General features: G+C 68.6%; 16 protein-coding genes. 5 read left to right on the top strand and 11 right to left on the bottom strand.

What is annotated here, in order from left to right; genetic code table 11:
- Positions 1-162: 162 nt before the first annotated feature.
- The 7 genes from NUG20_RS21485 to NUG20_RS21515 form a co-directional block, all read right to left on the bottom strand.
- Positions 163-1,425 (bottom strand): dipeptidase, encoded by a 1,263-nt coding sequence (locus tag NUG20_RS21485; RefSeq protein WP_263396378.1) that lies wholly within the window; start codon positions 1,423-1,425, stop codon positions 163-165.
- A 113-nt stretch (positions 1,426-1,538) separates the two neighbouring features.
- Positions 1,539-2,036, bottom strand: coding sequence for a hypothetical protein (locus NUG20_RS21490; RefSeq protein WP_263396379.1), 498 nt, complete (start codon positions 2,034-2,036; stop codon positions 1,539-1,541).
- A gap of 215 nt (positions 2,037-2,251) precedes the next feature.
- Positions 2,252-3,775: a tryptophan halogenase family protein gene (locus NUG20_RS21495; RefSeq protein WP_263396380.1), complete on the bottom strand. Its 1,524-nt coding sequence runs from the start codon at positions 3,773-3,775 to the stop codon at positions 2,252-2,254.
- 68 nt (positions 3,776-3,843) lie between these two features.
- Entirely contained in the window at positions 3,844-4,863 is a 1,020-nt protein-coding gene (locus NUG20_RS21500) for a cupin-like domain-containing protein (RefSeq protein ID WP_263396381.1), read from the bottom strand.
- 5 nt (positions 4,864-4,868) lie between these two features.
- On the bottom strand, positions 4,869-5,633 hold the full coding sequence (locus NUG20_RS21505; protein WP_263396382.1) for a SapC family protein: 765 nt from the start codon (positions 5,631-5,633) through the stop codon (positions 4,869-4,871).
- Positions 5,634-5,771: 138 nt separating this feature from the next.
- Positions 5,772-8,945 carry a TonB-dependent receptor gene (locus NUG20_RS21510; RefSeq protein ID WP_263396383.1) on the bottom strand — a complete coding sequence of 1,058 codons (3,174 nt, stop codon included), beginning with the start codon at positions 8,943-8,945 and terminating at the stop codon, positions 5,772-5,774.
- Positions 8,946-9,718: 773 nt separating this feature from the next.
- Positions 9,719-10,900, bottom strand: a complete 1,182-nt coding sequence (locus NUG20_RS21515) for a class I SAM-dependent rRNA methyltransferase (RefSeq protein WP_263396384.1) — start codon at positions 10,898-10,900, stop codon at positions 9,719-9,721.
- Between the two features lie 256 nt (positions 10,901-11,156).
- On the opposite strand from NUG20_RS21515, the gene NUG20_RS21520 reads away from it, so the two are divergent.
- The 4 genes from NUG20_RS21520 to NUG20_RS21535 all read left to right on the top strand — a co-directional run bounded on the left by NUG20_RS21520 (position 11,157) and on the right by NUG20_RS21535 (position 15,213).
- Positions 11,157-12,110, top strand: coding sequence for a TerC family protein (locus tag NUG20_RS21520; RefSeq protein WP_263396385.1), 954 nt, complete (start codon positions 11,157-11,159; stop codon positions 12,108-12,110).
- Between the two features lie 102 nt (positions 12,111-12,212).
- Positions 12,213-13,001, top strand: coding sequence for a rhomboid family intramembrane serine protease (locus NUG20_RS21525; RefSeq protein ID WP_263396386.1), 789 nt, complete (start codon positions 12,213-12,215; stop codon positions 12,999-13,001).
- A gap of 321 nt (positions 13,002-13,322) precedes the next feature.
- The gene (locus NUG20_RS21530; protein WP_263396387.1) at positions 13,323-14,189 is read left to right on the top strand and encodes an acid phosphatase; all 867 of its coding nucleotides are present in this window, start codon (positions 13,323-13,325) and stop codon (positions 14,187-14,189) included.
- Positions 14,190-14,358: 169 nt separating this feature from the next.
- The gene (locus tag NUG20_RS21535; RefSeq protein WP_263396388.1) at positions 14,359-15,213 is read left to right on the top strand and encodes an acid phosphatase; all 855 of its coding nucleotides are present in this window, start codon (positions 14,359-14,361) and stop codon (positions 15,211-15,213) included.
- Positions 15,214-15,518: 305 nt separating this feature from the next.
- Here NUG20_RS21535 and NUG20_RS21540 read toward each other — a convergent pair whose 3' ends face one another.
- Complete coding sequence (locus tag NUG20_RS21540; protein WP_263396389.1) at positions 15,519-18,431, bottom strand: TonB-dependent receptor plug domain-containing protein; 2,913 nt, start codon at positions 18,429-18,431, stop codon at positions 15,519-15,521.
- Between the two features lie 993 nt (positions 18,432-19,424).
- On the opposite strand from NUG20_RS21540, the gene NUG20_RS21545 reads away from it, so the two are divergent.
- On the top strand, positions 19,425-20,444 hold the full coding sequence (locus NUG20_RS21545; RefSeq protein ID WP_263396390.1) for a TIGR00266 family protein: 1,020 nt from the start codon (positions 19,425-19,427) through the stop codon (positions 20,442-20,444).
- Between the two features lie 36 nt (positions 20,445-20,480).
- Here NUG20_RS21545 and NUG20_RS21550 read toward each other — a convergent pair whose 3' ends face one another.
- From NUG20_RS21550 to NUG20_RS21560, 3 genes are all read right to left on the bottom strand, one after another.
- The gene (locus NUG20_RS21550) at positions 20,481-21,218 is read right to left on the bottom strand and encodes an HvfC/BufC N-terminal domain-containing protein (protein WP_263396391.1); all 738 of its coding nucleotides are present in this window, start codon (positions 21,216-21,218) and stop codon (positions 20,481-20,483) included.
- Positions 21,215-22,051 carry an MNIO family bufferin maturase gene (locus tag NUG20_RS21555; protein ID WP_263396392.1) on the bottom strand — a complete coding sequence of 279 codons (837 nt, stop codon included), beginning with the start codon at positions 22,049-22,051 and terminating at the stop codon, positions 21,215-21,217. Before NUG20_RS21555 ends, NUG20_RS21550 begins: the two co-directional genes overlap by 4 nt.
- Positions 22,052-22,118: 67 nt before the next feature.
- Positions 22,119-22,394: a BufA2 family periplasmic bufferin-type metallophore gene (locus tag NUG20_RS21560; RefSeq protein ID WP_263396393.1), complete on the bottom strand. Its 276-nt coding sequence runs from the start codon at positions 22,392-22,394 to the stop codon at positions 22,119-22,121.
- Positions 22,395-22,458 lie beyond the last annotated feature (64 nt).

Here is a 22,458-nt window from a genome sequence, read left to right on the forward strand (position 1 = left end):
GTCGCCCAACACGTGCTGGCGTCATCGACGCGCGCTGCGGCAGCGTCGCGGTGGCGATGCGCCAGCGCATGCGCAGCGCGTCCTTGCCGTGGGCGCAGCGCCAGCTGGAGCCGCGGATGCGGCCTGCCGCGATGGCCGCTGCTGCCTCTGTCCTTGGCGGGCTCAGGAAGCCCCGGCCTTCGCCTGCGCCGCCGCCCAATCCTGCGCCTGCTGCATCACCCGCAACAGGTTGCCGCCCCAGATGGCGGCGATCTGCTGCTCGCTGTAGCCCTTGCGCAGCAACCAGGCGGTGATCTTCGGCAGGTCGCCGACGTCCTCCATGCCGGCCACGCCGCCACCGCCGTCCCAGTCCATGCCGATGCCCACGTGCTCGGGGCCGACCAGCGCCAGCACGTGCTCCAGGTGCGCGAAGAAATCGTCCAGCGTCGCCTGCCGCACCGGATATCTGGCGTCCAGCGCCTTCATCTCTTCGCCCAGCGTGAGCCCATCGGCCAGTTGCAGATGCTCCCAGCCGCCGTATCTGGCGATCAACGCCTCCTCGGCGGCCTTGCGCTCGGGGCTGGCGCCGTTGTCGATCAGGTAGCCGCCGTAGGAGTTCATCTGGATCACCCCGCCGTGCGCGGCCAGCACCTTCAAGCGCGCGTCGTCGATGTTGCGCGGATGCGCGTGCAGCGCGCGCGCGCCGCTGTGCGAGAGCAGGATCGGCACCGGCGATAGCGCTATCAGCTGGTCGAACACCGCATCGGAGGCATGCGACTGGTCGATGACGATGCCGAGCTTCTGCGCCTGCTGCACCAGCTGCTTTCCGGCCGGGCTCAGTCCATGCCATTCCGGTCCCTTCGGATCGGTGGCCGAGTCGGCGAATTCGTTGTTGAGGAAATGCGCCGTGCTCATCAGCCGCAGGCCTTGCGCGTAATAGAAGCGCAGCAGCGTCGGATCGGCGACCAGCGGGCTGGCGTTCTCCATGCTCAGGTACACCACGCGCTTGCCGGCGGCCTTGATCCGCGCCGCGTCGGCCGGCGTGGTGGCCATGCCGAACTGCTGCGGATGCGCCGCGAGCAGCGTGCGGATCGCCATCAACCGTTGCAGCCCGGCGTCGCGATCGTCCAGATGCGCCTGCGCGCTGCGGTCGCCCTGGCCGGTGTAGATCGCCCAGAACCCGCCGTCCAGCGCGCCGGCGAGCATGCGCGGATAGTCCACCTGCGCCAGCCGGTTGCCGGCATGCGCGGTCATGATGTCGAAGTCGCCGCGCTCGAAATTGGCCGGCGTGTCCAGGTGCGAATCCAACGTCAGCAGCCGCTGCTGCAATGCGGTGGCGCGCGCCAGTTCCGCTTTCGTGAATTCGACGGCATGCGCCGGCAGCGCCGCGGACAGCGCCAGCGCCAGCGCCAGCGATACGGAAAGACACAGGGTTCGCAGCGTCATGCATGGAGCTCCGGAACGGACGGCCTTCGATGATAGCCATGCCGGTGGGCAGGCGAGCGCCATGAAGCGACGGCGGATGCCCACCGGCCGCCTGCCTGTCGGTGCGCTGCGGCTCAATCGGCCGCCGGCGCAGCCCCTCCGGCAGCCGCCATGCCCTCGGCAAGCAGCGCATCCACTAACTCGCCAAGGGTCAACGTCCCGGCGTCTTGCCAGAAGCGCGCCGGCATGGCGACGCCGAGGGAGGCGTGGATGTCGTGGATCGCGTGTTCGAGCTCGCCCTCGTTGCCCAGCGATGCAAAACGCGGGCCTCCGCCAATGACCTCGACCGCGTCGTCGGGCGAAAAATACGGACCAGGCCAATGCAGGCGATGCATGAAGATGGCACCGATCGCGCGCGCCGCCTGTTGTCGCGCGCCACCACCCCACAGATCCAGCAACTCGCCGCTGCGCGCCTTCTGCTGGGCGTAGAGTCGCCCGAAGAACGACAGGTCCGGGCCGAGCCACCTGACACCGATGAAAAATCGCTCGCGCGCGCCGGTCGGCGGATAGCCTGGCGGGTAGCGCAGCGGCGCTGCCGGATCCGAGCAAGCGGTTGGCGTTGGTGTGTGCACGGCAGCCTCCCAAGGCTCGTCGCTGCAGGACAATGCGTGGGCAGGACTCGGGGCGCCGTCCTGGCCGCGCACGCCGCGCAAGCGTAGCGTGCGCGAGTCGCGTGAACCAGCACGCGTGCACTGCGCGGCAAAGCCGTGAAGGCTATGGCGCTACCGACCGATCGCGTGCTTGCGCGACCAATGGCGCGTCGCGCGCGTCGGCAATCGGCTATCCGTCACGCCGGCACCGTCGTCCTGGCGGGGGCACGGCCCGCCCAGACTTCCGGTGGCGCCTTGCAATAGCCCGCGATGAACGCCTCCTGCGACGGCATCTGCGCCACCGCACGGTCGATGGGTTGGCGGATCGCGTCGAGGAAGCGCTGCAGTTCCTGGTCGGGCAGCGCGCGCGCCAGCAGGTGGTGCTGCGCCGGCACGATGCCCTGGCCGAGAAGCACGTGGATCCACGAATCCACCCGGAACAGTTCGTCGCTGCCCTGCCAGGCGTGCGCGCGCTCGCGCCAGGCGCGCAGCCGCTGTTGCAGCGACTCGGGCAGCGCCATCTCGCGGCAGGCCTGCCACATCGGTTCGTCGCGCTGGTTGGCGTGGTAGTGCAGGATGATGAAATCGCGCACGTGTTCCATTTCGGCGCGGCTGACGTCGTTGTAAAGGTCGGCCATCGACGGGGCGATGCCGTCGGTGGGGAACAGCGCGATCAGCCGCATCACCGCGGAAATGGTCAGGTGGATGCTGGTGGATTCCAGCGGTTCGATGAAGCCGCTGGCCAGGCCCAGCGCGACCACGTTCTTGTTCCAGGCCTTGAGCCGGCGGCCGGTGCGGAACGGCACCAGCCACGGGTCCTTGATCGGCGGCGCGGCGGCGTCGTGCAGCAGCTTGGCGCGTGCCTCGTCGTCGGACATGTGCGCGCTGGAGAACACCAGCCCGCAACCGACCCGGTGCTGCAACGGGATATGCCAGCGCCAGCCGGCGGCATGGGCGATGGCGCGGGTGTACGGCACCGGCGCCGCCACCGCCTCGGTCTGCACCGCCACCGCGCGATCGCACGGCAGCCACTGCTTCCAGTCTTCGTAGCCGGTGTGCAGGGTCTGCTCGATCAACAGGCCGCGGAAACCGGTGCAGTCGATGAACAGGTCGCCTTCGACCAGCGTGCCGTCTTCCAGCAGCAGCGCCTCCACGAAACCGCTCTCGGCGTGCTGCCGCACCTGCTGGATCTTGCCTTCCACGCGCTTGAGTCCGTAGCGCTCGGCGTGGCTGCGCAGCAGGCGCGCGTACAGCCCGGCATCGAGGTGGTAGGCATAGTTGACCGGCGGCGACTGTTGCAGCGCGAAGCGGTCCACGCGCGAGGCCACGGTTTCCAGGCAGTAGTCGCCCAGCTCGGAGACCATCCCGCGGCGCTGCGCTTCCAGCCAGAAATGGTGGAACGCGCAGACCAGGGTGCTTTGCCCGGTGAGGCCGAACGGGTGGATGTAGCGCTCGCCATGCCGCGGCCAGTTCTCGAAGGAAATGGAGAGCTTGAAGGTGCCGGCCACCGCGCGCAGGAATTCCTGCTCGTCGATCTGCAGGAACCGGTGGAAGCTGCGGATCGGCGGCACCGTGGATTCGCCGACGCCGACCGTGCCGATCTGCTCGGACTCGATCAGGGTGATGTCCAGCAGGCCGCGGAACTGGTGCGCCAGCGCGCAGGCGGCGATCCAGCCTGCCGTGCCGCCGCCTGCGATCACCACCTTGCGTATCTGGGCCATTGCGTCGTCTCTCCTGCAGTCGTGGATGTGGCGCGCGCGGCGGCGCGCGCAGGGCAGTGGTGGCGGCGTCAGCGGTTGAGCTTGGCCAGCAGCATCGCGCGCAGCTGCCGCGCATGCATGTCGTCGATCGGCCCGAGCAGGTGCCGCGCCTGCGCCGGCAGATGCTCGCCCGCGCGGTCGGCCGGCCCGAACACGTAGTACTCGAACACCTCGCGCCAGGCCGCCTTCTCCGCTTGCGGCCGGTCGCGCAGCGCCCACATGGCGTGATACAGCGCCGGCAACGGCGGCGGCAGCCAGGCTGGTGCGCCGCTCCACCAGTAGTTGACCAGCACGTTGAACGCTTCCAGCCCTTCCACGTGGTGCCACCACAGGCCGGGCAGGAACAGCGCGTCGCCGGGCTCCAGCACCGCGCTGCGGCCGTGCGCCAGCGCCTCGGCAAAGCGCGGATAGCGGGCGAAGTCGGGCGCGGCGAAATCCACCACGCTGACCGCCTGCCCGCCCGGCGTCGGCTCCAGCGGGCCGGGATACAGGTTGCCGATCTGCTCCGGCGGGAACACGGTGAAGCGGCGCCGGCCGACCGCGCAGCAGGCCAGGTTGTTCGGCGCGTCGTAGTGGCAGGACGCGGTGATGCGGTTGCCGATCCAGATGCTTGGCCGCCCCTGGATGCCATGCGCGGCGAAGTCCACGTCGTTGCCGTCGCGGAACCCCGGCAGGCTGTCGTCCACCGGCAGCGAGGCCAGGTAGTAGGCCGGCGGCCGCGGATCGTCCAGGTGCGCGGCGATCGCATCGAGCAGACCGGGCAGGTCGCCGCGCCGCACCTCGAAGTTCAGCGCGGTGAAGTCGTCGTTGTAGAACGGGCGGCCGCCGATCTCCGGCGCGCCGTAGGAATATTGCAGCGCGCGGCCGTTGCTGTGCCCGCGCAGCAGCTCCATCGCCGCATGCGTGCCGCGCAGGCCGGCCTGGACCAGCAGCCAGTCGCGCACCAGCCCGCGCAGCACCACCGGCTCGCCGGCCTCGAGCAGTTCGGCCAGCGGCAGCGCGCCGGACCGGCAATCGCTGCGTTCGGCAATCGCCGCCAACGCCGCCATCGCGCTCAGGCGGCCTGCCCGGCGGCGGCCGTGGCGATGTCCGGATGCTGCAGGCGGCGTTGCTTCTCGGCCATCAGCCGGCGCATGTTGTGCAGCGAGGCCAGCAGCAGATAGGCCCCTTCCAGGTAGCCGGTGCGGTGCAGTCCATGCAGCGACGGCGCGTCCAGCGCGGCCAGCCGCTCGCGATCGATGCCGTACAGCCCGGCCAGGTGCACGTTGTGCGCCTGCCCCAGCTGCACGTCGATGCGCACCGGCTGGATCAGGCCCAGCGCATCGAACGCGGCGAACATGGCGTTGCCGCCTTCCACGCCGTCGCGGATGCCGCGCAGCACGGTGATGATGTGTTCCAGGTAGGGGCTGTTCCCGCCCTGCGGCAGGAACACCCGCTCGCCCTCGCTGAAACTGACCCGCGGGTGGTCCAGGTCGACGTGGATCACCGGCTCGCGGCGCAGTTCGCCGTCCTCGTGCTGCTCCTGGAACCCGATCAGGAACGGGCCCTTGGCGACGATGCCCGGCAGGTACGCCGCATTCCACTGTGCGCCCTGCAGGAACAGGTTTTCCTGCTGTTCGAAGCCCAGCAGCGCCACCGACTGGAACGCGCCGTCGCCCGGATCCTTGCGCAGCAGGATCGGGTATTCGCGCTGCAGCTCGGCGAACTCGGTCGGGAATGCCTGGACCACGCCGGTGGCGTCGCCGAACTCCGGACCGAAGCGCAGGATCACGCGCAGGTCCTGGTGGGCGACGTTGTTGAGCAGTTCGTATCGGGCCATCTGTACTCCAGCGGGTCGGTGGCGGAACTCGGCGGGACGCCACGCGACCATTGCAGCAAAGCGCCGCGCCCGCAAGACGCGGTGCGGCGCGCGTGCCGTTGCCGCACGCGGCCGCCGCCGCGCGCGGCCGTGCCGGGTTCAGAAGTTGTAGCGCACGCCCACCGTGTAGCGCGGACTCTGGTCGATCACCTTGATCACCTGCTTCTCCGAGCGCCCGTGCCAGCGCACGTCCTCGCTGGTCAGGTTGATCGCCTCGAAACCCACCGACAGGTTGTCGGTGATCGCGTAGCTGACGCTCAGGTCCAGCTGCCGGTACGGCTCGACGTAGTACGGATTGCGGCTGGACCCGTTCTGGTTGGCCGCAATCAGGTATTCGTCGCGCCAGTTCCAGGCCAGGCGCGCGCTCCACCCGTACTTCTCGTACATCAGCATGACGTTGGCGGTGTCGCTGAGGCCGAGCAGCGCGAACTGATCGCGGTCCAGCACCGTGTTGTCGAAGCCGACGTCGCCCTTGACCACGGTGTAGTTGGCATAGACGCCGAAGCCGGTTTCGCCCAGGAAGTACTGGCCGCCCAGTTCCCAGCCGTGGATCTTGGCCTTGTTCTGGTTGATCGGGCGCGACACGTCGAACTCGTACAACGGATCGTCGGCTTCGCCGACCAGGTCGTAGGCGTTCTCCAGCGCCAGGGTCTGCGCCGAGCTGCCGTTGTAGGCGCCCAGCCCGCCGGTGGCCGCGGAATTGCGCAGCAGCGCCATCGCCGAGAACAGCGAGGTGTCGTTGGCCGAACATGCCGCCGCCACGTCGTTGCCGGCCGCGCCGACCTGCGCCGCACAGGCCCCGCTCTGCAGGAACGCCAGCGCCGCCTGCGCGTCCGGCCCGGAGGTCGGATCGGTCAGCCCGTACAGGTTTTCGCGGGTGACGCTGGTGCCGATGAAGTTGGATACGCGCTTGTCCCAGAACGTCAGCGACACGTAGCTGGCGTCGGCGAAGTACCACTCCAGCGCCAGGTCCAGGTTGTTGGATTCCAGCGGATCCAGGCTCGGATTCTCCGAAGAGCCGGACGCGCGCGTGGAGGGGTTGATCAGGATCGAGCCGGACGGCGTGCCCGGGGTCGGCCCGGCGATCAGGTTGGTGTACGGCGCCCGCGCGATGCTCTGCCCGAACGAGGCCCGGGCTTTCAGCGTGTCGGTGAGGTTGATGCTGAAATCCAGGTTCGGCAGGATGTGGCTGTAGCTGTGCTTTTCGCTGAACGGTTGCAGCTCGGCGGAGCGCAGCAGCCGGAAGTCGTTGTTGGCCTGCCACTCCAGCGCGGTCGGAGTCGACACCTGCGAGGTGGAGACCACGTCGGTCTTCTCGTAGCGCACGCCGATGCGGGTATTGGTGGTCATGCCGCCGAGCTCGCCGTCGAACTCCAGCTGCATGTAGGCGGCGCGGGTCTTCTCCTCGACCTGATTGTCGGAGCTGAACTGCGGGTTGTAGCGGGTGGTCGCGCCGTAGGCGGTGCTCGCCCATTGCGCCAGCTGGTCGGCGTTGCCGCGCCAGGCACCCGGCGCGGCGCCGGAGGCGTTGAAATCGTTGAACATGCCGGTGATGCCGACCGGCTGCAGCAAATCGATCATGCCCGGCTCGTTGCCGGCATTGGCCACGCTCCAGTCGCCCAGCGTCGAGTTGGTGTCGCTGATGCGCCGGTGCATCGTGGTCTTGGCGCTGTCCACGCCGAACTGGAAGCGGCCGTTGTCGAAGTCGAACTGGCCGTCGACGCGGCCTTCCTTCACCTCGGTCACCTGGCTCTGGTAATAGATGCGCAGCACCTGCGAACCGATTTCGGCCGGGGAGAAGTTCTGGTTGAGCAGGCCGTTGGTCCCGGCGACCGAATCGGCCGCGGTCGGGTACCAGGTGCGCGCGCCGATCGGCAGGCTGTTGTTGAAGAACAGTTCCTGCGCCCACTGGCCGCCGCATTGCGTGCCGCCGGTGCAGTTGTTGGTGCCGGCATAGCTGAAATAGGTGGCACTGCCGCCGGTGACCGGATCGTTGGGCAGGCTCTGGGTCTTGGAGTTGTGCGCATCGAAGGTCAGGCGCAGGCGGTCGGTAGCCTGCCAGTCGGCATTGAAACCGAGCGAGCCGAGCTTGTACTTCTGCATGTTGCGCTGCTGCTCCATGCCGAAGTCCTTGGCGCCGTTGGGCACGTCGCGCAGGTACACCGGCGTGGCCACCGCCTGTCCGGTGTCGAACACCAGGTCGGTGAAGCTGTTGGCGCGCTGCAGCCAGATGCCCTGCTCGCCGCGGTCCTCGCGGATTTCGTTGCTCGAGTAGGTGTAGTCCAGGGTCAGGGTCAGGCTGTCGGTCGGCGCGAACTGCACCACCGCCTGGCCGTTGAGCCGCTCGCGCTCGAAGTCGGCGAAGGCGTAGCGCAGGTCGTTGGGCATGCCGTAGAGCTGGCCGATCGCCGGCGCGTTCTGCACGTTGGCGTCCGGGCGCAGCGCCGGGTCGGTCCCGGTCCAGCGCTGGATGTTCCAGCCGTTCTCGGTCGCCTGCACCGAACCGCCGCGGCGCTTCTGGTAGCTGCCGCTCAGGCCGATGCCCCAGGTCTTGTCCGGGTTGGTATAGCTGAAGATGCCGGAGACCTCCGGCGTGATCTTGTTGTCGAACGGCTGCGAGTCGTCGTACGCGGCCTTGGCGCCGGCGCTGGCGACCAGGCCTTTGTGGTTGAACGGGCGGTCGGTGAGGATGTTGATGGTGGCGCCGATGCCGCCGCTGGGCGCGTTGGCGCGGCTGGTCTTGTACACCTCCAGGCCGGTGATCGACTCGGACGCGAGCTGGGCGAAGTTGAACGCGCGGGTACCGCCGTCCACGCCGCCGATCGGCACCGCGCCCGGCGCGCCGAACGCGTCGGCGCCGGGGATCACGCGGCCGTTGAGGGTGACCGCATTGAACTGCGGGCCGAAGCCGCGCGCGGTGACCTGCGCGCCTTCGCCGTCGCGGCGCTCGATCGAGATGCCGGTGATGCGCTGCAGCGACTCGGCCAGGTTGGTGTCGGGGAACTTGCCGATGTCCTCGGCGCTGATCGCATCGACCACGCCGGCGTTGTCGCGCTTGATCCCCATCGACTGGTTGAGGCTGTTGCGGATGCCGGTGACGCTGACCGTGTCCAGCGTGGTGGCATCGGCGGAAGACTGCTGCTGGCTGGTCTGTGCCTGCGTTTGCGCCTGGGTCTGCGGCGCCTGCTGGGCGAACGCCGGATTGATCACCAGCACCCCGCCGACGAAGGTGAACATGGCCTTGGAGCGGAACTTCTTCAACTGCTGACGCATCAGAATGTCCTCGGTGCTGGAGTCGGACGGGCAACGCCGCCTACGGCGCCCGACGCGCGTCGCGCGCCGAAGCTGTCCCTGGTACGTGACACGCATCGCTGCATGCCTGCATGTGGTCCCCTAACTTCTTGTCGATGGATGAATCGCGCCTTCCCCCCGAAGGGCGCCGGGTGCGCCATCGCGCGCCCGCTTCCGACCCGGGCGCCGACAGAGCCGCCCGCTACAGCGAATGCCGGTACTCAACTCGAAACAAGATCCATGCGGCGCTGCCGCCGCGGCGGATGACGCGATGGCCACGGCGTCAGCCCCTGGCTGCTCGTGATAGCGCTATCAACCGACCGCGCAAACCTAATCCCGTGTGCCAACGTTTGTCACCGTGCGGCGCAACAAAGCTACGTTATGCAGACATTCACTGGGATGCGGACCACGATGTAAGCGTTATCAGTTGCAGGCGTTGCGCAAGCGGCCCGCCTGCAGCGGAATGCTGGAGTTGCGCGTCGCCGCGAGGCCATGGACGCATGCGCAAGGCGCGTGGACGCTGCCGCGTTGGCGTGGTCACGCTGATGTAGACAAAACGGCGGCACGCGCGTGCCCCGGCGCGAGATGGGCGTGCGTGCGCATCGCGACCGCGCATGCGCAAGCTCGGGGCTTACGCAATGGCACGCGGCTGGAAGCGTTCTCAGCCACGACCGCACCGCCGCATCGCGATGCCAGCGCGCCGCCGGAACGATGGGCTTTGCTGCGCGCGGCAAACGCCAGCGCGCAGCGGCGGGTCAGTTCAGGACGCGGCAGAACACCGCTTTCAGGTAGCGCGATTCCTGCACGTGGGCCATGAACGGGTGGTCGGCGCCGGCGCCGGCCACTTTCAGGATCTGGATCGTGCGGCCGGAGAAATACGCGGCGCGACGCAGCATGTCCAGGAACTCGTGCTCGGCGACCAGGCCGGTGCAGGAGAACGTGGCGAACAGGCCGCCGGGCGCGACCACGCCCAGCGCCAGCTTGTTCATGTCCAGGTATTTCTTCAGCGCCGGGATCACCTGGTCGCGGTCGCGGGTCATCTTGGCCGGGTCCAGGATCACCACGTCGTAGCGGTCGCCGCGCAGCGCCGCGTCGCGCAGGTACGGGAAGATGTCGGCCTGCACCAACTTGAGCCGCACGTCGTTGAGCTTGGCGTTGCCCTTGGCGATCTCGATCACGTCCTCGTCGATGTCCACGCCGACCACGTCCTCGGCGCCGCGCACCTTGGCGTAGACGGCGAAGCCGCCGGTGTTGCAGCACAGGTCGAGCACGCGCTTGCCGGCCACCTGCTGGCTCAGCCACTGGCGGTTCTCGCGCTGGTCGGCGAAGAAGCCGGTCTTGTGCGCGCCGGCCGGGTCGGCGCGGAACCGCACGCCGTATTCGCTGATGATCGCCGGCTCCGGACGCTCGCCGCTGCTGGACACCGGGCGGTAGTCGAAGCTCTCCTGCTTCTGCACGTGCTCCTCGGCGAAGCTGTAGAAACGCGCGCCGGGGAACTGGGTGCGCAGCGCGGCGTAGATCCACTCGCGGTAGCGGAACATGCCGGCGCTGAAGAACTCCACCACCAGCAGATCGCCGTAGCGGTCCACCACCAGCCCGGACAGGCCGTCGCCCTCGGCGTGCACCACGCGCCAGGCGTCGGACACCGCGTCCAGCTTCAGCACGTCGCGGCGCAGCGACACCGCCTCGGCGATCTTGCCGGCGAACCAGGCTTCGTCGACCGGCACGTCGCGATCGATCTCCAGGATGCGCACGGCGATGCGCGAATGGCCGTTGTAGAAGCCGCGGCCGATCCACTCCCCGTCCACCCCGACCACGTCGACGAGGCTGCCCGGCTTGGGCTTGGCGGCGGGCTTTTCGACCAGTTTCTGGAAGATCCACGGATGGCTGGAGCGCCAGGCGTTCTTGAGGCGGACTACGGGCAGGGGAGTATTCATGAACGCCATTGTATCCGCCCGGATTGACGCCACCGCCGCCAGCCGCAAGAATGGGCGCAGAAGGGGAGTAGCTCCCGACGTTGTCGCCGTCAATTCGAGCCCGCAGGCTCCGGTGCAACGGCAGCCGGAACATCGGCTGCGAGCGAGACCTTCGCCGCAGTGGCGAAGGCATTCCTCTGGCAACGACCCATCGTTTCCGTCCAGGACGCCTCGCCGCCACGGCCCGAGGTTCAACCTTCACTGACGGGAATTCCCCATGCAAACGATAGGCAACGTGTGGTTGTGGAGCGGTTTCGCGATCGTGGTGATCGCGGCGCTGCTGGCGGATCTGGTGCTGATGCGCCACGGCGGTCCGCACAAGGTCACCTTCAAGGAAGCGCTGTGGTGGAGCCTGGGCTGGATCGGGCTGGCGCTGGCGTTCAACGCCGGCCTGTGGTGGTACCTGCGCGAGACCATCGACGTGGCCACCGGCAACCAGTACGCGCTGGAGTTCCTGACCGGCTACCTGGTGGAGAAGTCGCTGGCGGTCGACAACATCTTCGTGTTCCTGATGATCATGAGCTACTTCGCGGTGCCGGAGGAGCAGCGCCAGCGCGTGCTGGTGATCGGCGTGCTCGGCGCGATCGTGCTGCGCGCGATCATGATCTTCGCCGGCTCGGTGCTGCTGACCAAGTTCCACTGGCTGCTGTACGTGTTCGGCGCGTTCCTGCTGCTGACCGGCATCAAGATGTGGTTCTCGGCGGGCAAGGAGCCGGACCTGGAGGCCAACCCGGTGCTGCGCTTCATGCGCAAGCACCTGCGCCTGACCCCGCAGTACCACGGCAACGCGCTGAGCGTGACCCAGGAAGGCAAGCGCTGGTTCACCCCGCTGTTCGCGGTGCTGATGCTGATCGCCATCACCGACGTGATCTTCGCGGTGGACAGCATTCCGGCGATCTTCGCGATCACCACCGACCCGTTCCTGGTGCTGACCTCCAACGTGTTCGCGGTGCTGGGCCTGCGCGCGATGTTCTTCCTGCTGGCGGGCATGGCCGACCGCTTCCACCTGCTGCCGTACGGGCTGGCGATCGTGCTGGTGTTCATCGGCACCAAGATGCTGATCATCGACCTGTACAAGATCCCGGTGCTGGTGTCGCTGCTGGCGGTGGCGCTGGTCATCGGCGCGACGGTGGCGTTGAGCCTGCTGCGCCCGGCCAAGCCGGCGCACTAGGGCGCGGGACGGGTCGCGGCCGCGGATTGTCCCGCGGCCGCGGCCAGTCCCTCCCACCGGTGGCGCCTTGCCCTGGGCAATGGACGTCGCCATCCAGGGACCATGGACACCTCTTCTTCGCTCGCCTCGCCCCCGCCCGCCGACGACGCGCAGGCGCAGGACCGCTTCGACCGGGCCCGGATCCTGCGCGCCTTCAACGCCAGCCTGGCCCTGATCGCGGTGCTGGTGGCGGTGTTCGCCAGCCAGGACCTGTTCGACTGGCGGCCGTGGTCGGTGGGGCCGCAGCAGGCCAGCGGCCTGCTCGGGGTGCTGACCGCGCCGTTGCTGCACGGTTCGCTGGAGCACCTGGCCGGCAACGCCGGCGCGCTGCTGATCCTGGGCACGCTGGCCGGCAGCGTGTATCCGCGCGCCACCCTGGCGGCGCTGCCGTTGCTGTGGCTGGGCTCGGGCCTGGGCGCGTGGCTGCTTGGCGACCCCGGCAGCCACCATCTGGGCGCCAGCGGCGTCACCCATGGGCTGCTGTTCCTGGTGTTCGCGCTCGGGTTGCTGCGCCGTGACCGCGCCGCGATCGCCGCCAGCATGATCGCGTTCCTGTTCTACGGCGGCATGCTGATGACGGTGGTGCCGCACGAGGCCGGCGTGTCCTGGCAGTCGCACCTGGGCGGCGCGCTGGGCGGCGCGGTCGCGGCGCTGCTGCTGCGCCACCGCGACCCGCTGCCGCCACGCAAGCGCTACAGCTGGGAAGACGAGGACGAGGAGACGCTGTCGGCGCTGGACGAGGAACTGGAACCGCCGCCGCCGGCGCAGGTACCGGTGCTGTGGCAACCGCCGCAGGTGCCGCGCGGCGTGGTGCTGCGCTTCCCGCCGCGGCAGGAGCGCGACGAGGGCTGAGGCCTCTGCCGCGGGCGTGGTTGCCTCGCTGCGCAGTACGACAGCGGCTGTCTGCCTGCAGCTGCGCTCTGCCCCAGGACGCCCAGCGCTGGACTCTGGCGACCCAGGTGTTTACGGTTGCCGCGGGCTTTTTGTGGGAGCGACTTCAGTCGCGACGCACTATCGGTAAGGCCGTCGCGACTGAAGTCGCTCCTACGGGTTCGCCCCCGCTCGGCATGATTGCTGCCGTCCCAGTCCAATACCGGCCGCCGCCTTGGCCGCCTGCCGCGCCGCGGCGCCGGCCGTACACTGGCCGATCCGCCGTCGCCCGCCCGAGATCGCATGCCCGCGTCCCCTGCCTTCCGTTTCCGTTCCGCCGCCCTCGCCCTGCTGGCGATGGCGCTTGCCGCGTGCAGCACCTCGCCCACCCGTGCGCCGGTACCGGCGCCGGACCAGGCGATGGCCGCGGCCGAGCCGGACAAGGCGATCGGCTACCTCGCCGCTGCCGCGGTCCCGGCCAGTCTGCAGCTGCTGCCGCCGCCACCGGCCGAGGGCTCGCCTGGGGAGACGCTGGACCTGGCGGTCAACCGCGAGGCGCTGGCGTTGCAAGGCAGCGCGCGCTGGCAGCAGGCCGCGCGCGACGCCGAACTGAGCTTCCCGGCCGGCGCCGGCCAGTTCGCCTGCGCGCTGGGCGTGGCCATCGACGCGCAACACACCCCGCACCTGTACACCTTGCTGGAACGCAGCCGCATCGATGCCAGTGCCGCGACCAAGGCGGCCAAGAACCAGTACCTGCGCCCGCGCCCGTTCATGCGCAACCAGCAGCCGACCTGCACCCCGGACGACGAGGACGGGCTGCGCCACAGCGGCTCCTATCCGTCCGGGCACAGCGCCATCGGCTGGGCCTGGGCGCTGATCCTCGGCGAGATCGCGCCCGATCGCGCCGACGCCTTGATCGCCCGCGGTCGCAACTACGGCGAAAGCCGGCTGGTATGCAACGTGCACTGGCAGAGCGACGTGCTGGCCGGCCGCTTCATGGGCGCGGCGGCGGTGGCCAGGCTGCATGCCGACCCGGCATTCCGCGCCGACCTGGAGGCGGCGCGCGGCGAGATCGCACGCGCGCAGGCGCAGGGCGCCACGCCGAGCGAGGACTGCGCGGCGCAGATGCAGACGCAGACGCTGCAGGTGCAGCCGGCCAGCGCCCTGTAGCGCGTCGCCGGAACGGCCCCCGCACGGGCTGCGCCGGCCGCTGCATCCGGCGCTGGCCAAGACTGCGTCGGCGTTTGCCTGACGCCAGCTGTACGGCCATCGCGACGGTGCCACGCACTGTCACATGCGTGCCTTCACATGGCCGGTTTCCCCCGCAATGGATTTCGCCATGGTTCGTCGCTCTTCCCGTTTCCCCGTGCTCGCCGGCCTCGGCCTGGCCCTGGCCGCCGCGATCGCCGCGCCGGTCGTGTTGCAGGCCAAGCCGCCCGCCGCGCCGGCGCCCACGCCGATGGCCGAGGCCAAGGTCAGCGGCTATCTCACGCCATCGCAACTGCCCGACAGCCTGCTGCTGGTGCCGCCACCGCCGGCCAAGGGCTCGCCCGGGCGCGCGCTGGACGAAGCGGTGAACCAGGAAGCGCGGGCGATGCGCGGCACGCCGCGCTTCGCGCTGGCCGCACAGGACGCCGAACTGCACTTCCCCGGCGCGGCCAACCATTTCAGCTGCCCGCTAGGCGTCCAGGTCAGCGTCGAGCACACCCCGCACCTGTACCAGCTGCTGCAACGCGTGGCCGAAGACGCCGGCGACGCCGCGGAGAAGGCCAAGGCCTACTACCACGTGCCACGCCCGTTCATGGACAACGGCGAAGCCAGCTGCACGCCTGCCGACGAGGCCGAGCTGCGCCCGAACGGTTCCTACCCGTCCGGCCACACCTCCATCGGCTGGGCCTGGGCGCAGGTGCTCAGCGAAGCCGACCCGGCGCGCACCGACGCGCTGATGGCGCGCGGCCGCAGCTACGGCGAGAGCCGCATCGTCTGCAACGTGCATTGGCAGAGCGACGTGCTGGCCAGCCGCATCGTCGGCGCGGCGACGGTGGCCAGGCTGCAGGACAACCCGCAGTTCCGCGCCGACTTGGACGGCGCGCGCAAGGAGATCGCCGACGCGCGCGCGCAAGGCCTGAAACCGGCCAAGGATTGCGCTGCGGAAACCGAGACGCTGCAGGTACGGCCGGCGAGCGCGCTGTAGGGCGGGATCGCTGCGGTGATCGATTGATCGGTCGCGGCTGAAGCCGCCCCTACAAACGCGTGCATGCCGCTTGCGCCGAGCCCGCACGCGCTTCTGTAGGAGCGGCTTCAGCCACGACGCTTTTCGATCCCCGGGGAGGCTTCGTTGCGTCGCCACTGAAGCGAGCCGCCGGTCGCCGGTGCAGCGGATCGACGCACTGCGACCGGTGGACGGCACCGCTCTGCCGCCGGCCCGCCGCCACGCCACAAAGCGAAGCGCCCGGCTAAGCAGGGCGCTCCGTTTGTATCGCTACTCCAGCAACCGCATCAATCAAACCGGTAGACGACCTCCGCCGCCACTTCGCGGCCCACCGGATTGGCCACGCAATAGGCGAAGCCGCCGCACCACTTGTCCTGGTAGTGATCGTTGAGGATGTTGTTGACGTAGACATTCAGGCGCAACGCGTCCGTGGCCTGGTAGCCGAGGCTGGCGTTCCAATAGATCCTGTCCTGGTTGTAGTACTTCACCAGTTCGCTCTGCTGCCCGTAGCTGATGCTGCGCTCGCCTGCCGCGTTCGTGCGCAGATCCGTACAGTCGGTGGTCACATCCGGGCGGAAACCATTGGGCAGCGCGGTGCAGCCAGCGAAGCGGTCGCTGCGGGTCCCCGCGGTCCAATCCACGTACAGCACCGCGGTCCAGGGATCCAGATTCCAGGTAGCGCTGGCGCGTCCGCGATAGCGTATCTGCCGGTCCTGGTCGCGCGTGTTTTCGAACAGATCGCCCGGGAACTGCGCAATCTTGTAGGTCAGCTGCCGGGTGTAGTTCAGCGCGAATTCGAACGTTCCCCAGTTCTCGGTCTGCAGGCTGTAGCGCGACGCGACGTCCACGCCACTCACGCTCTGCCTGGCGCGGTTGATCGGGCCGATTTCGACGCGGGTGACCACGCCATTGGCGTCGCGCGTCACCCGGCTCAGCTGCAGTTCGCACAGCGCTTGGCTGGGCGGCGTCCGGGCCGGCTTGTCGGCGGGCTGCTGTCCGGTGATGCAGTAAGCCTCGTCCAGCAACACCTGGTTGGCGTCGACGTCGTCGATCGCGTCCTCGATGTTGATCCGCCAGTAGTCGGCACTGACCGAGAACCCTTCGAACGCATCCCAGACGAAGCCGTAGGTGAGCGAGTCGCCGGTTTCGTACAGCAGGTCTTGCGAACCCTGCCGGGCGATCAGCGGATTGTCGATGTGGTACGGGTCGCCATCGCCGCCGGGGCAATTGCTGGTCTGGCGGTTGGGATCGGTCAAGCAGGTCCGATAGTCGACCTGGTCGGCCACGCTTTCGCTGGGATCGGCATACACGTAGTGCATGTCCGGCGCGCGGAAGCTGGTGGCGTAGCTGCCGCGCAGCAGCAAGGTGGAGAAGGGGCGCCACTCCAGGCCCACGTTGTAGGTGCTGGCGGCATCGTCGGCGACCGCGTCATAGCGATCGTAGCGGCCTGCGGTCGACAGGGTCAGGCTCTTGAGCAAGGGGATCTTGAACTCCACACCCGCCGCGTAGCGCTTGCGCTCGCCGCCGCCGGTCTCGACGTTGCCGAACGGGGTTTCGTACACGGGATCCAGGCCCATGGTGTTGGGATCGGGGCTCAGCTTGTAGCCCTGTTCCGCAGCTTCCAGCACGCCGGCAAAGCCGATCGGGCCGGCCCACCCTTCGAACAGGTTGCCGCTGAGTGCCGCGCTCGCCTGGGTGAGCCAGGTGCGCGACTTCTTGTCGCCGAGTGCGCGTATGCCTTCGTAATCGCTGCGGGACGCCGGATTCCACAGCCGGTTGTAGTCGGGCGCATGGATTTCCAAGCCGCTGGCCGCATCCGTGCCCAGCGATGGTCCGAGGAAGTATTGCGTCGCCCGCCCGTTGTGGATCGTCGGGAAGCGCTCCTGTATCTCGTATTCGGCGCGACCGGCCATCACTTCCCAGTCGAAGCGATCGCTGAAGACCGTGCCACGCAGTCCGGCGCTGAAGTCCCAGTTCTTCTCCTTGGATTTGGTCAGCGCGCGGTCTTCGCCGCCGATTTCGCCGGGTGTGAAGTAACGCAGCAAGCTGCGTTCCTGACCACTGTCGCGATCGATGTAATTCTGGCTGCCCCAGGCCGGCATGAAGGTGTTGCTCTTTCCGGTCGAGTCCCAGTACCCGTAGGTCGCCCAGGCTTCGACGCTGCCGAACTGCTTGGTGCCGTACAGATAGATCGAGAGATCCTTGCTGCCGTTGCGCAGCGTCCAGTGCTGGAACGCGGAACGATTGGCGCACTGCCAACCGGTATCGGTCTGCGCACCAGTGAAATCGTTGTACAGAATGCGGTTGTGCTCGTAGAAGTCGCCGCCGAACTGGTCGCAGGCACCGCTCGGCGGCCTGATGCGCACGTCGTTGGTCACGTCGTAGAGACGGATGCCGGACTGCGGCGTATTCGTCGCGGCATTTTGCCGCACGCCGCCGTAGGTCCAGTTGCGGCGGGGCGAATCGGACTCCTCGTCCATGAAGGGACGTTCATGCGACCACAACGGCTTACGGTCGAAGTACTGCATCGTGTAGGCAACACTCCAGTCCTCGCCGTGCCGGCCACCGGACCAGGACACATCGCGGACGTCGCGTCCGCCCTCGGTGGTGGTGCCGTAGCGCGCGCGCAGGGTGTCGCCGTCGATGTCCTTCTTGAGGATGACGTTGACCACGCCGGCCACCGCGTCGGAGCCGTAGATCGCCGAGGCGCCGCTGGAGAGCACCTCGATGCGATCGACGATGCCCGTGGGAATGTTGTTGTAGTTGGCGAAGTTGCTCTTGCCCTGGTAGGGCATCGGATAGTCGGCCACGCGGTGGCCGTTGATCAGCAGCAGGCTGCGGCCGGGGCCGAGGTTGCGCAGGTTGAGCGGGCTGGCGTTGACCGAGCTCTGGCCCCAGTCGTAGTCGTTCTGCACGTTGCCGGTGACCTCGGTGAGCGAGCCGAGCGCTTCGTACACCGTGGTGAAGCCTTCCTTCATGATCTGAGCGCCGGTGATGACCGTCACCGGCGCCGGGCCTTCGACGTCCGTGCGCTTGATGCGCGAACCGGTGACCATGACCGAATCGAGCGTCTTCGCCTTTTCGTTGGTCCCGGCCGCGGCGGACGGGTCGGCCCGCTCCGCGGGGGGTGGTGGCGCGTCCTGCGCCTGGGCCAGTACGGCTGACGGCGAAAACAGCGCCAATGCGAGCGCACTCGCCATGGCAGTGCGATGGAATGTTGAGTGCTGCATGTATCCCCTCCGAACGTTGAAAATCAGGCCTAACGGTCCAACGCGATGGACAGGGTCCACCCCGAATTGCCGCGTTCGCTCGACATGCGAAATGTCAGCCGTGTGTCACCGATCCCCCGGTGGCGAACATACGCGAGATAAACGGCCGATAAACGTGACACAGTTCGCTTTTTGGAACGATCTAAGGAATCCCCTTCAAGACGATTCTGTGTGCGTTGCAGCATCCGCACTGGGACGAGGCGCTTTGCTGATGGGAATCTCCGCGAGCGCCACTGGCAACGCCAGGTCGCGGTGTTTGCGATCGACTGCGGCTGGACCGCATGGATGTCGCCCGGTAGGCGGAGTTCGCGAGTAGCCGCCCTCGTATCCGTCGACGTGCAGCCGCGTTCTGTGATGCCGCCGCCCATCACGTCCCCGCCTCAGTGCGGAGCAGGCTGGCCAGGCTCCGTGCTGTCGGGCGACGCATTCGATCTTCGTCGCCATAACGCGCCTTCGTTGCTCAGCGGGGCCGCTCCGACGCCTACCGACGCGCCGATGGCGCGCGGGCGCAGCTGCGGCGAAAGCCGCATCGTCGGCGCGGCGACGGTCGCCAAGCTGCAGGACAACCCCACGGTTCCGCGCGAACCTGGATGGCGCGCGCACGGCTTGAGGAAGCTGAGACCTTGCCGGCGCGGCTGGCGAGCGAGCTGTAGAGCGCTGCGGTTATCGATCGGTCGCGGCTGAAGCCGCTGCTACAGGAGCGTGCGCCGCGTGCGCCGGTCCAGCCAGGCTCTTGTGTAGGAGCGGCTTCAGCCGCGACGCTTTTCGATCCCGGGGAAGCGCGCCGCTTCGTTGCATCGCGACCGACGTTGCTCCTGCAGGAAACAGTCGGCGAACAGCCCGCGCCCATGCCTTTGGACAGATGCGAACCGACCGGGGCGGCGGGATAGACTCGCCGCAGATTTCCGCCAAGGACCTGCAACCATGACCCAGTGGTATTTCCTGACCGGCAGCGAGCAGACCCGCTCCGGCCCGTTCGACGATGCCGACGCCATCGCGTTCGCCCGCAACAATCCCGCCGCCATGGCCTGGCGCCAGGGCCAGAACGGCTGGAAGCCGGCGCAGCAGGTCGACGAACTGCGTCAGGCGTCCGGTGCCGGCCTGCCGCCGGACCTGCCGCCGCCACCCGGCGGCAGCGGCCGCGCCGACGACATCGAGTACCGCATCGTCGGCCACGAGATGCAGTTCGTGGAGATCGAACTGGACCCGGGCGAAAGCGCAGTCGCCGAGGCCGGCGCGCTGATGTTCAAGGATTCGGCCGTGCAGATGGACACGGTGTTTGGCGACGGCTCCGGCGGCGCACAGGGTGGCGGGCTGATGGGCAAGCTGTTCTCGGCCGGCAAGCGCCTGGTCACCGGCGAGAGCCTGTTCACCACCGTGTTCACCCACCAGGGCCAGGGCAAGGCCAAGGTCGCCTTCGCCGCGCCCTATCCCGGTACGGTGCTGGCGATGAAGCTGGACCAGCACGGCGGCCGCCTGATCTGCCAGAAGGACAGCTTCCTGGCTGGTGCGCGCGGGGTGTCGCTGGGCATCCACTTCCAGCGCAAGATCATGACCGGCCTGTTCGGCGGCGAAGGTTTCATCATGCAGAAGCTGGAAGGCGACGGCTGGGTGTTCGTGCACGCCGGCGGCTGCGTGGTCGAGCGCGAGCTGGCCGCCGGCGAGCGCCTGGACGTGGACACCGGCTGCGTGGTCGCGTTCCATTCCACGGTGGACATGGACGTGCGCCCGGTCAGCGGCATCAAGAGCATGTTCTTCGGCGGCGAAGGCATGTTCCTGGCCACGCTGACCGGCCCGGGCAAGGTGTGGCTGCAGTCGCTGCCGTTCTCGCGCCTGGCCGGGCGCATGTTCGCCGCCGCGCCGCAAGGCGGCGGGCAGAACCGCGGCGAAGGCTCGGTGCTCGGCGGCCTGGGCCGGATGCTGGACGGCGACAACAACTTCTGAGGCTGCACCGGCGTGAGCGGCGCCAGCGTGCGCCGCTCACGCCGACACGACAGCCTCCAGCACTTCATCGCGTAGCCACTGCTCCAGCACCCGTCCGATCACCGCCGGATCCTGGTCAGGCGCATGCCGGCACAACGCGCCGAAGCGCAGCCCGGCCAGCCCATCGCGCAGCATGCGCGCCTCCAGCGGCGACATGCTCTGGAAATACGGCGACAACCCCTTGCGCCACACCCGGATCGCCACCGCCTCGGGCAGACGTACCGCCGCGGGCGGCGCACGCCCCTCCGACAGTGCCAACCAGATCGCAGCGGCGTTGCTGCGCATGCGGCGGCGGCGCAAGGTCGGCACGAAGCGCAGGCGCGCCTGCTCCCAATCCACACCGGCCAGTGACGCCAGCGTCACCGGCGCCGCGTCGATCCCATCGAAAGCGCGGCGCAAGGCCAGGTCGAGCCAGGCCAGGTCCGCGAGTTCCGGCCGCTCGGGATGGCGCGCGCCCAGGTAGGCGCCGAACCGGTCACCGTAGGCGCCAAGGTTCCAGGCAGCAGGAGGATGTCGCGCCACGTAGCCGGCAGCGGCCGCGTCGAACGCGGCGTCGCCCAACCAGGCCAGGGTGGTGGCGTAGGTGTCGCGCAGTGCGTCGCCGAGCTGCGCGCGGTAGGCATGCCGATACACGCGCAGGCCCGGACGCTGACGCGCGTCCAGGCAGGCATCCGCATCGGCCTCGGGGTCGCGCAGCCAACCCGAGAAGCGGCGCTGCAGGTCCAGCAGGCTCATGCGGCCGCGCGTGCCGCGTCGGCGGCGATGCGCCGCGCGATCTGCAGCTCGTCCAGCAATTCGGGCAGCGGCGGGATCCGGTCGTCGCGCTCGATCATGGTCGCGATCGCGCCGATGCGCCGGCACACCGTCGCGTACAGCGCCCATACCGGATCGCAGACGGCTTGGTCGTGGGTATCGATCAGCAGCTCGCTGCCCTGGCTATGTCCGGCCAGGTGCACCTGGCGTACGCGGTCCCAGGGCAGCGCATCCAGGTAGGCCTGCGGATCCGTGCCATGGTTGATGGCGCTGACGTAGACATTGTTGACGTCGAGCAGCAGGTAGCAGCCGGTCCGCGCGCATACCTCGCGCAGGAACGCCGATTCGCTCATGGTGGCGCCTGCGAAGGCCAGATAGGTGGAAGGGTTTTCGAGCAGCAGCGGCCGCTCCAGCACGTCCTGGGCGTGGGCGATGTTGGCGCAGACGACGTCCAGCGCTTCGGCGTCGTAGGGCAAGGGCAGCAGATCGTGCGAATTGAATCCTGCCACCGTGCTCCAGCTCAGGTGGTCGGAGACCCACAACGGACGCACGCGCTGCGCGAGGCGTTTGAGCCGCAGCAGATACTCGCGGTCGAGGCCGTCGGCCGAGCCCAGCGACATGGAGACGCCATGCAGCGCCACCGGATAGCGTTCGCGCACCCGATCCAGCACGTGCAGCGGCCGGCCGCCGGACACCATGAAGTTTTCCGAGATCGCCTCGACGAAATCCAGTGCGGGCGGCTCCTCGAGATACAGCGGATAGTGCGGCGGGCGCAGGCCCAACCCGAAGCCATGGAAAGGCGTGATCGTGTCCATCTGGCGCAAGGTCTCGTTCGTCGTCCCGGCCGGCGCGCGTGGCGCCGGCCGGGACCCAGGCGTCGGCTCAGCCGGCGGGGGCGGTCAGCGAGCCGCCGGCCGCGGTGCACTGCTTCACCGTCACGTCCTTGAAGCCCTGGCCCTTGCACGCGTTCTGGCCCTTGCACTCGTGGCTGCCGGATTTGCAGTCGGACTGGCCCTTGCAGCTGTTGATGCCATAGCAGGCCACGACCTTGGCATCGCCCTTGGCGGTGGCGCTGGCGGTGGCCGGGACGCTGGCGGCGGCGACGGCGAGCAGGGCGGCGGTGGCGGCGAAGCCGGTGACGGTACGGGTAGCGATCATGGACGTTCCTCGGGGATGGACGGATGCCGGATTGGCAGCAGGTACTTCGGCGCAAGCGTCGCCG

This window comes from Xanthomonas sp. CFBP 8443 (genome assembly GCF_025666195.1).
In the GTDB taxonomy this organism is placed as follows: Bacteria; Pseudomonadota; Gammaproteobacteria; order Xanthomonadales; family Xanthomonadaceae; genus Xanthomonas_A.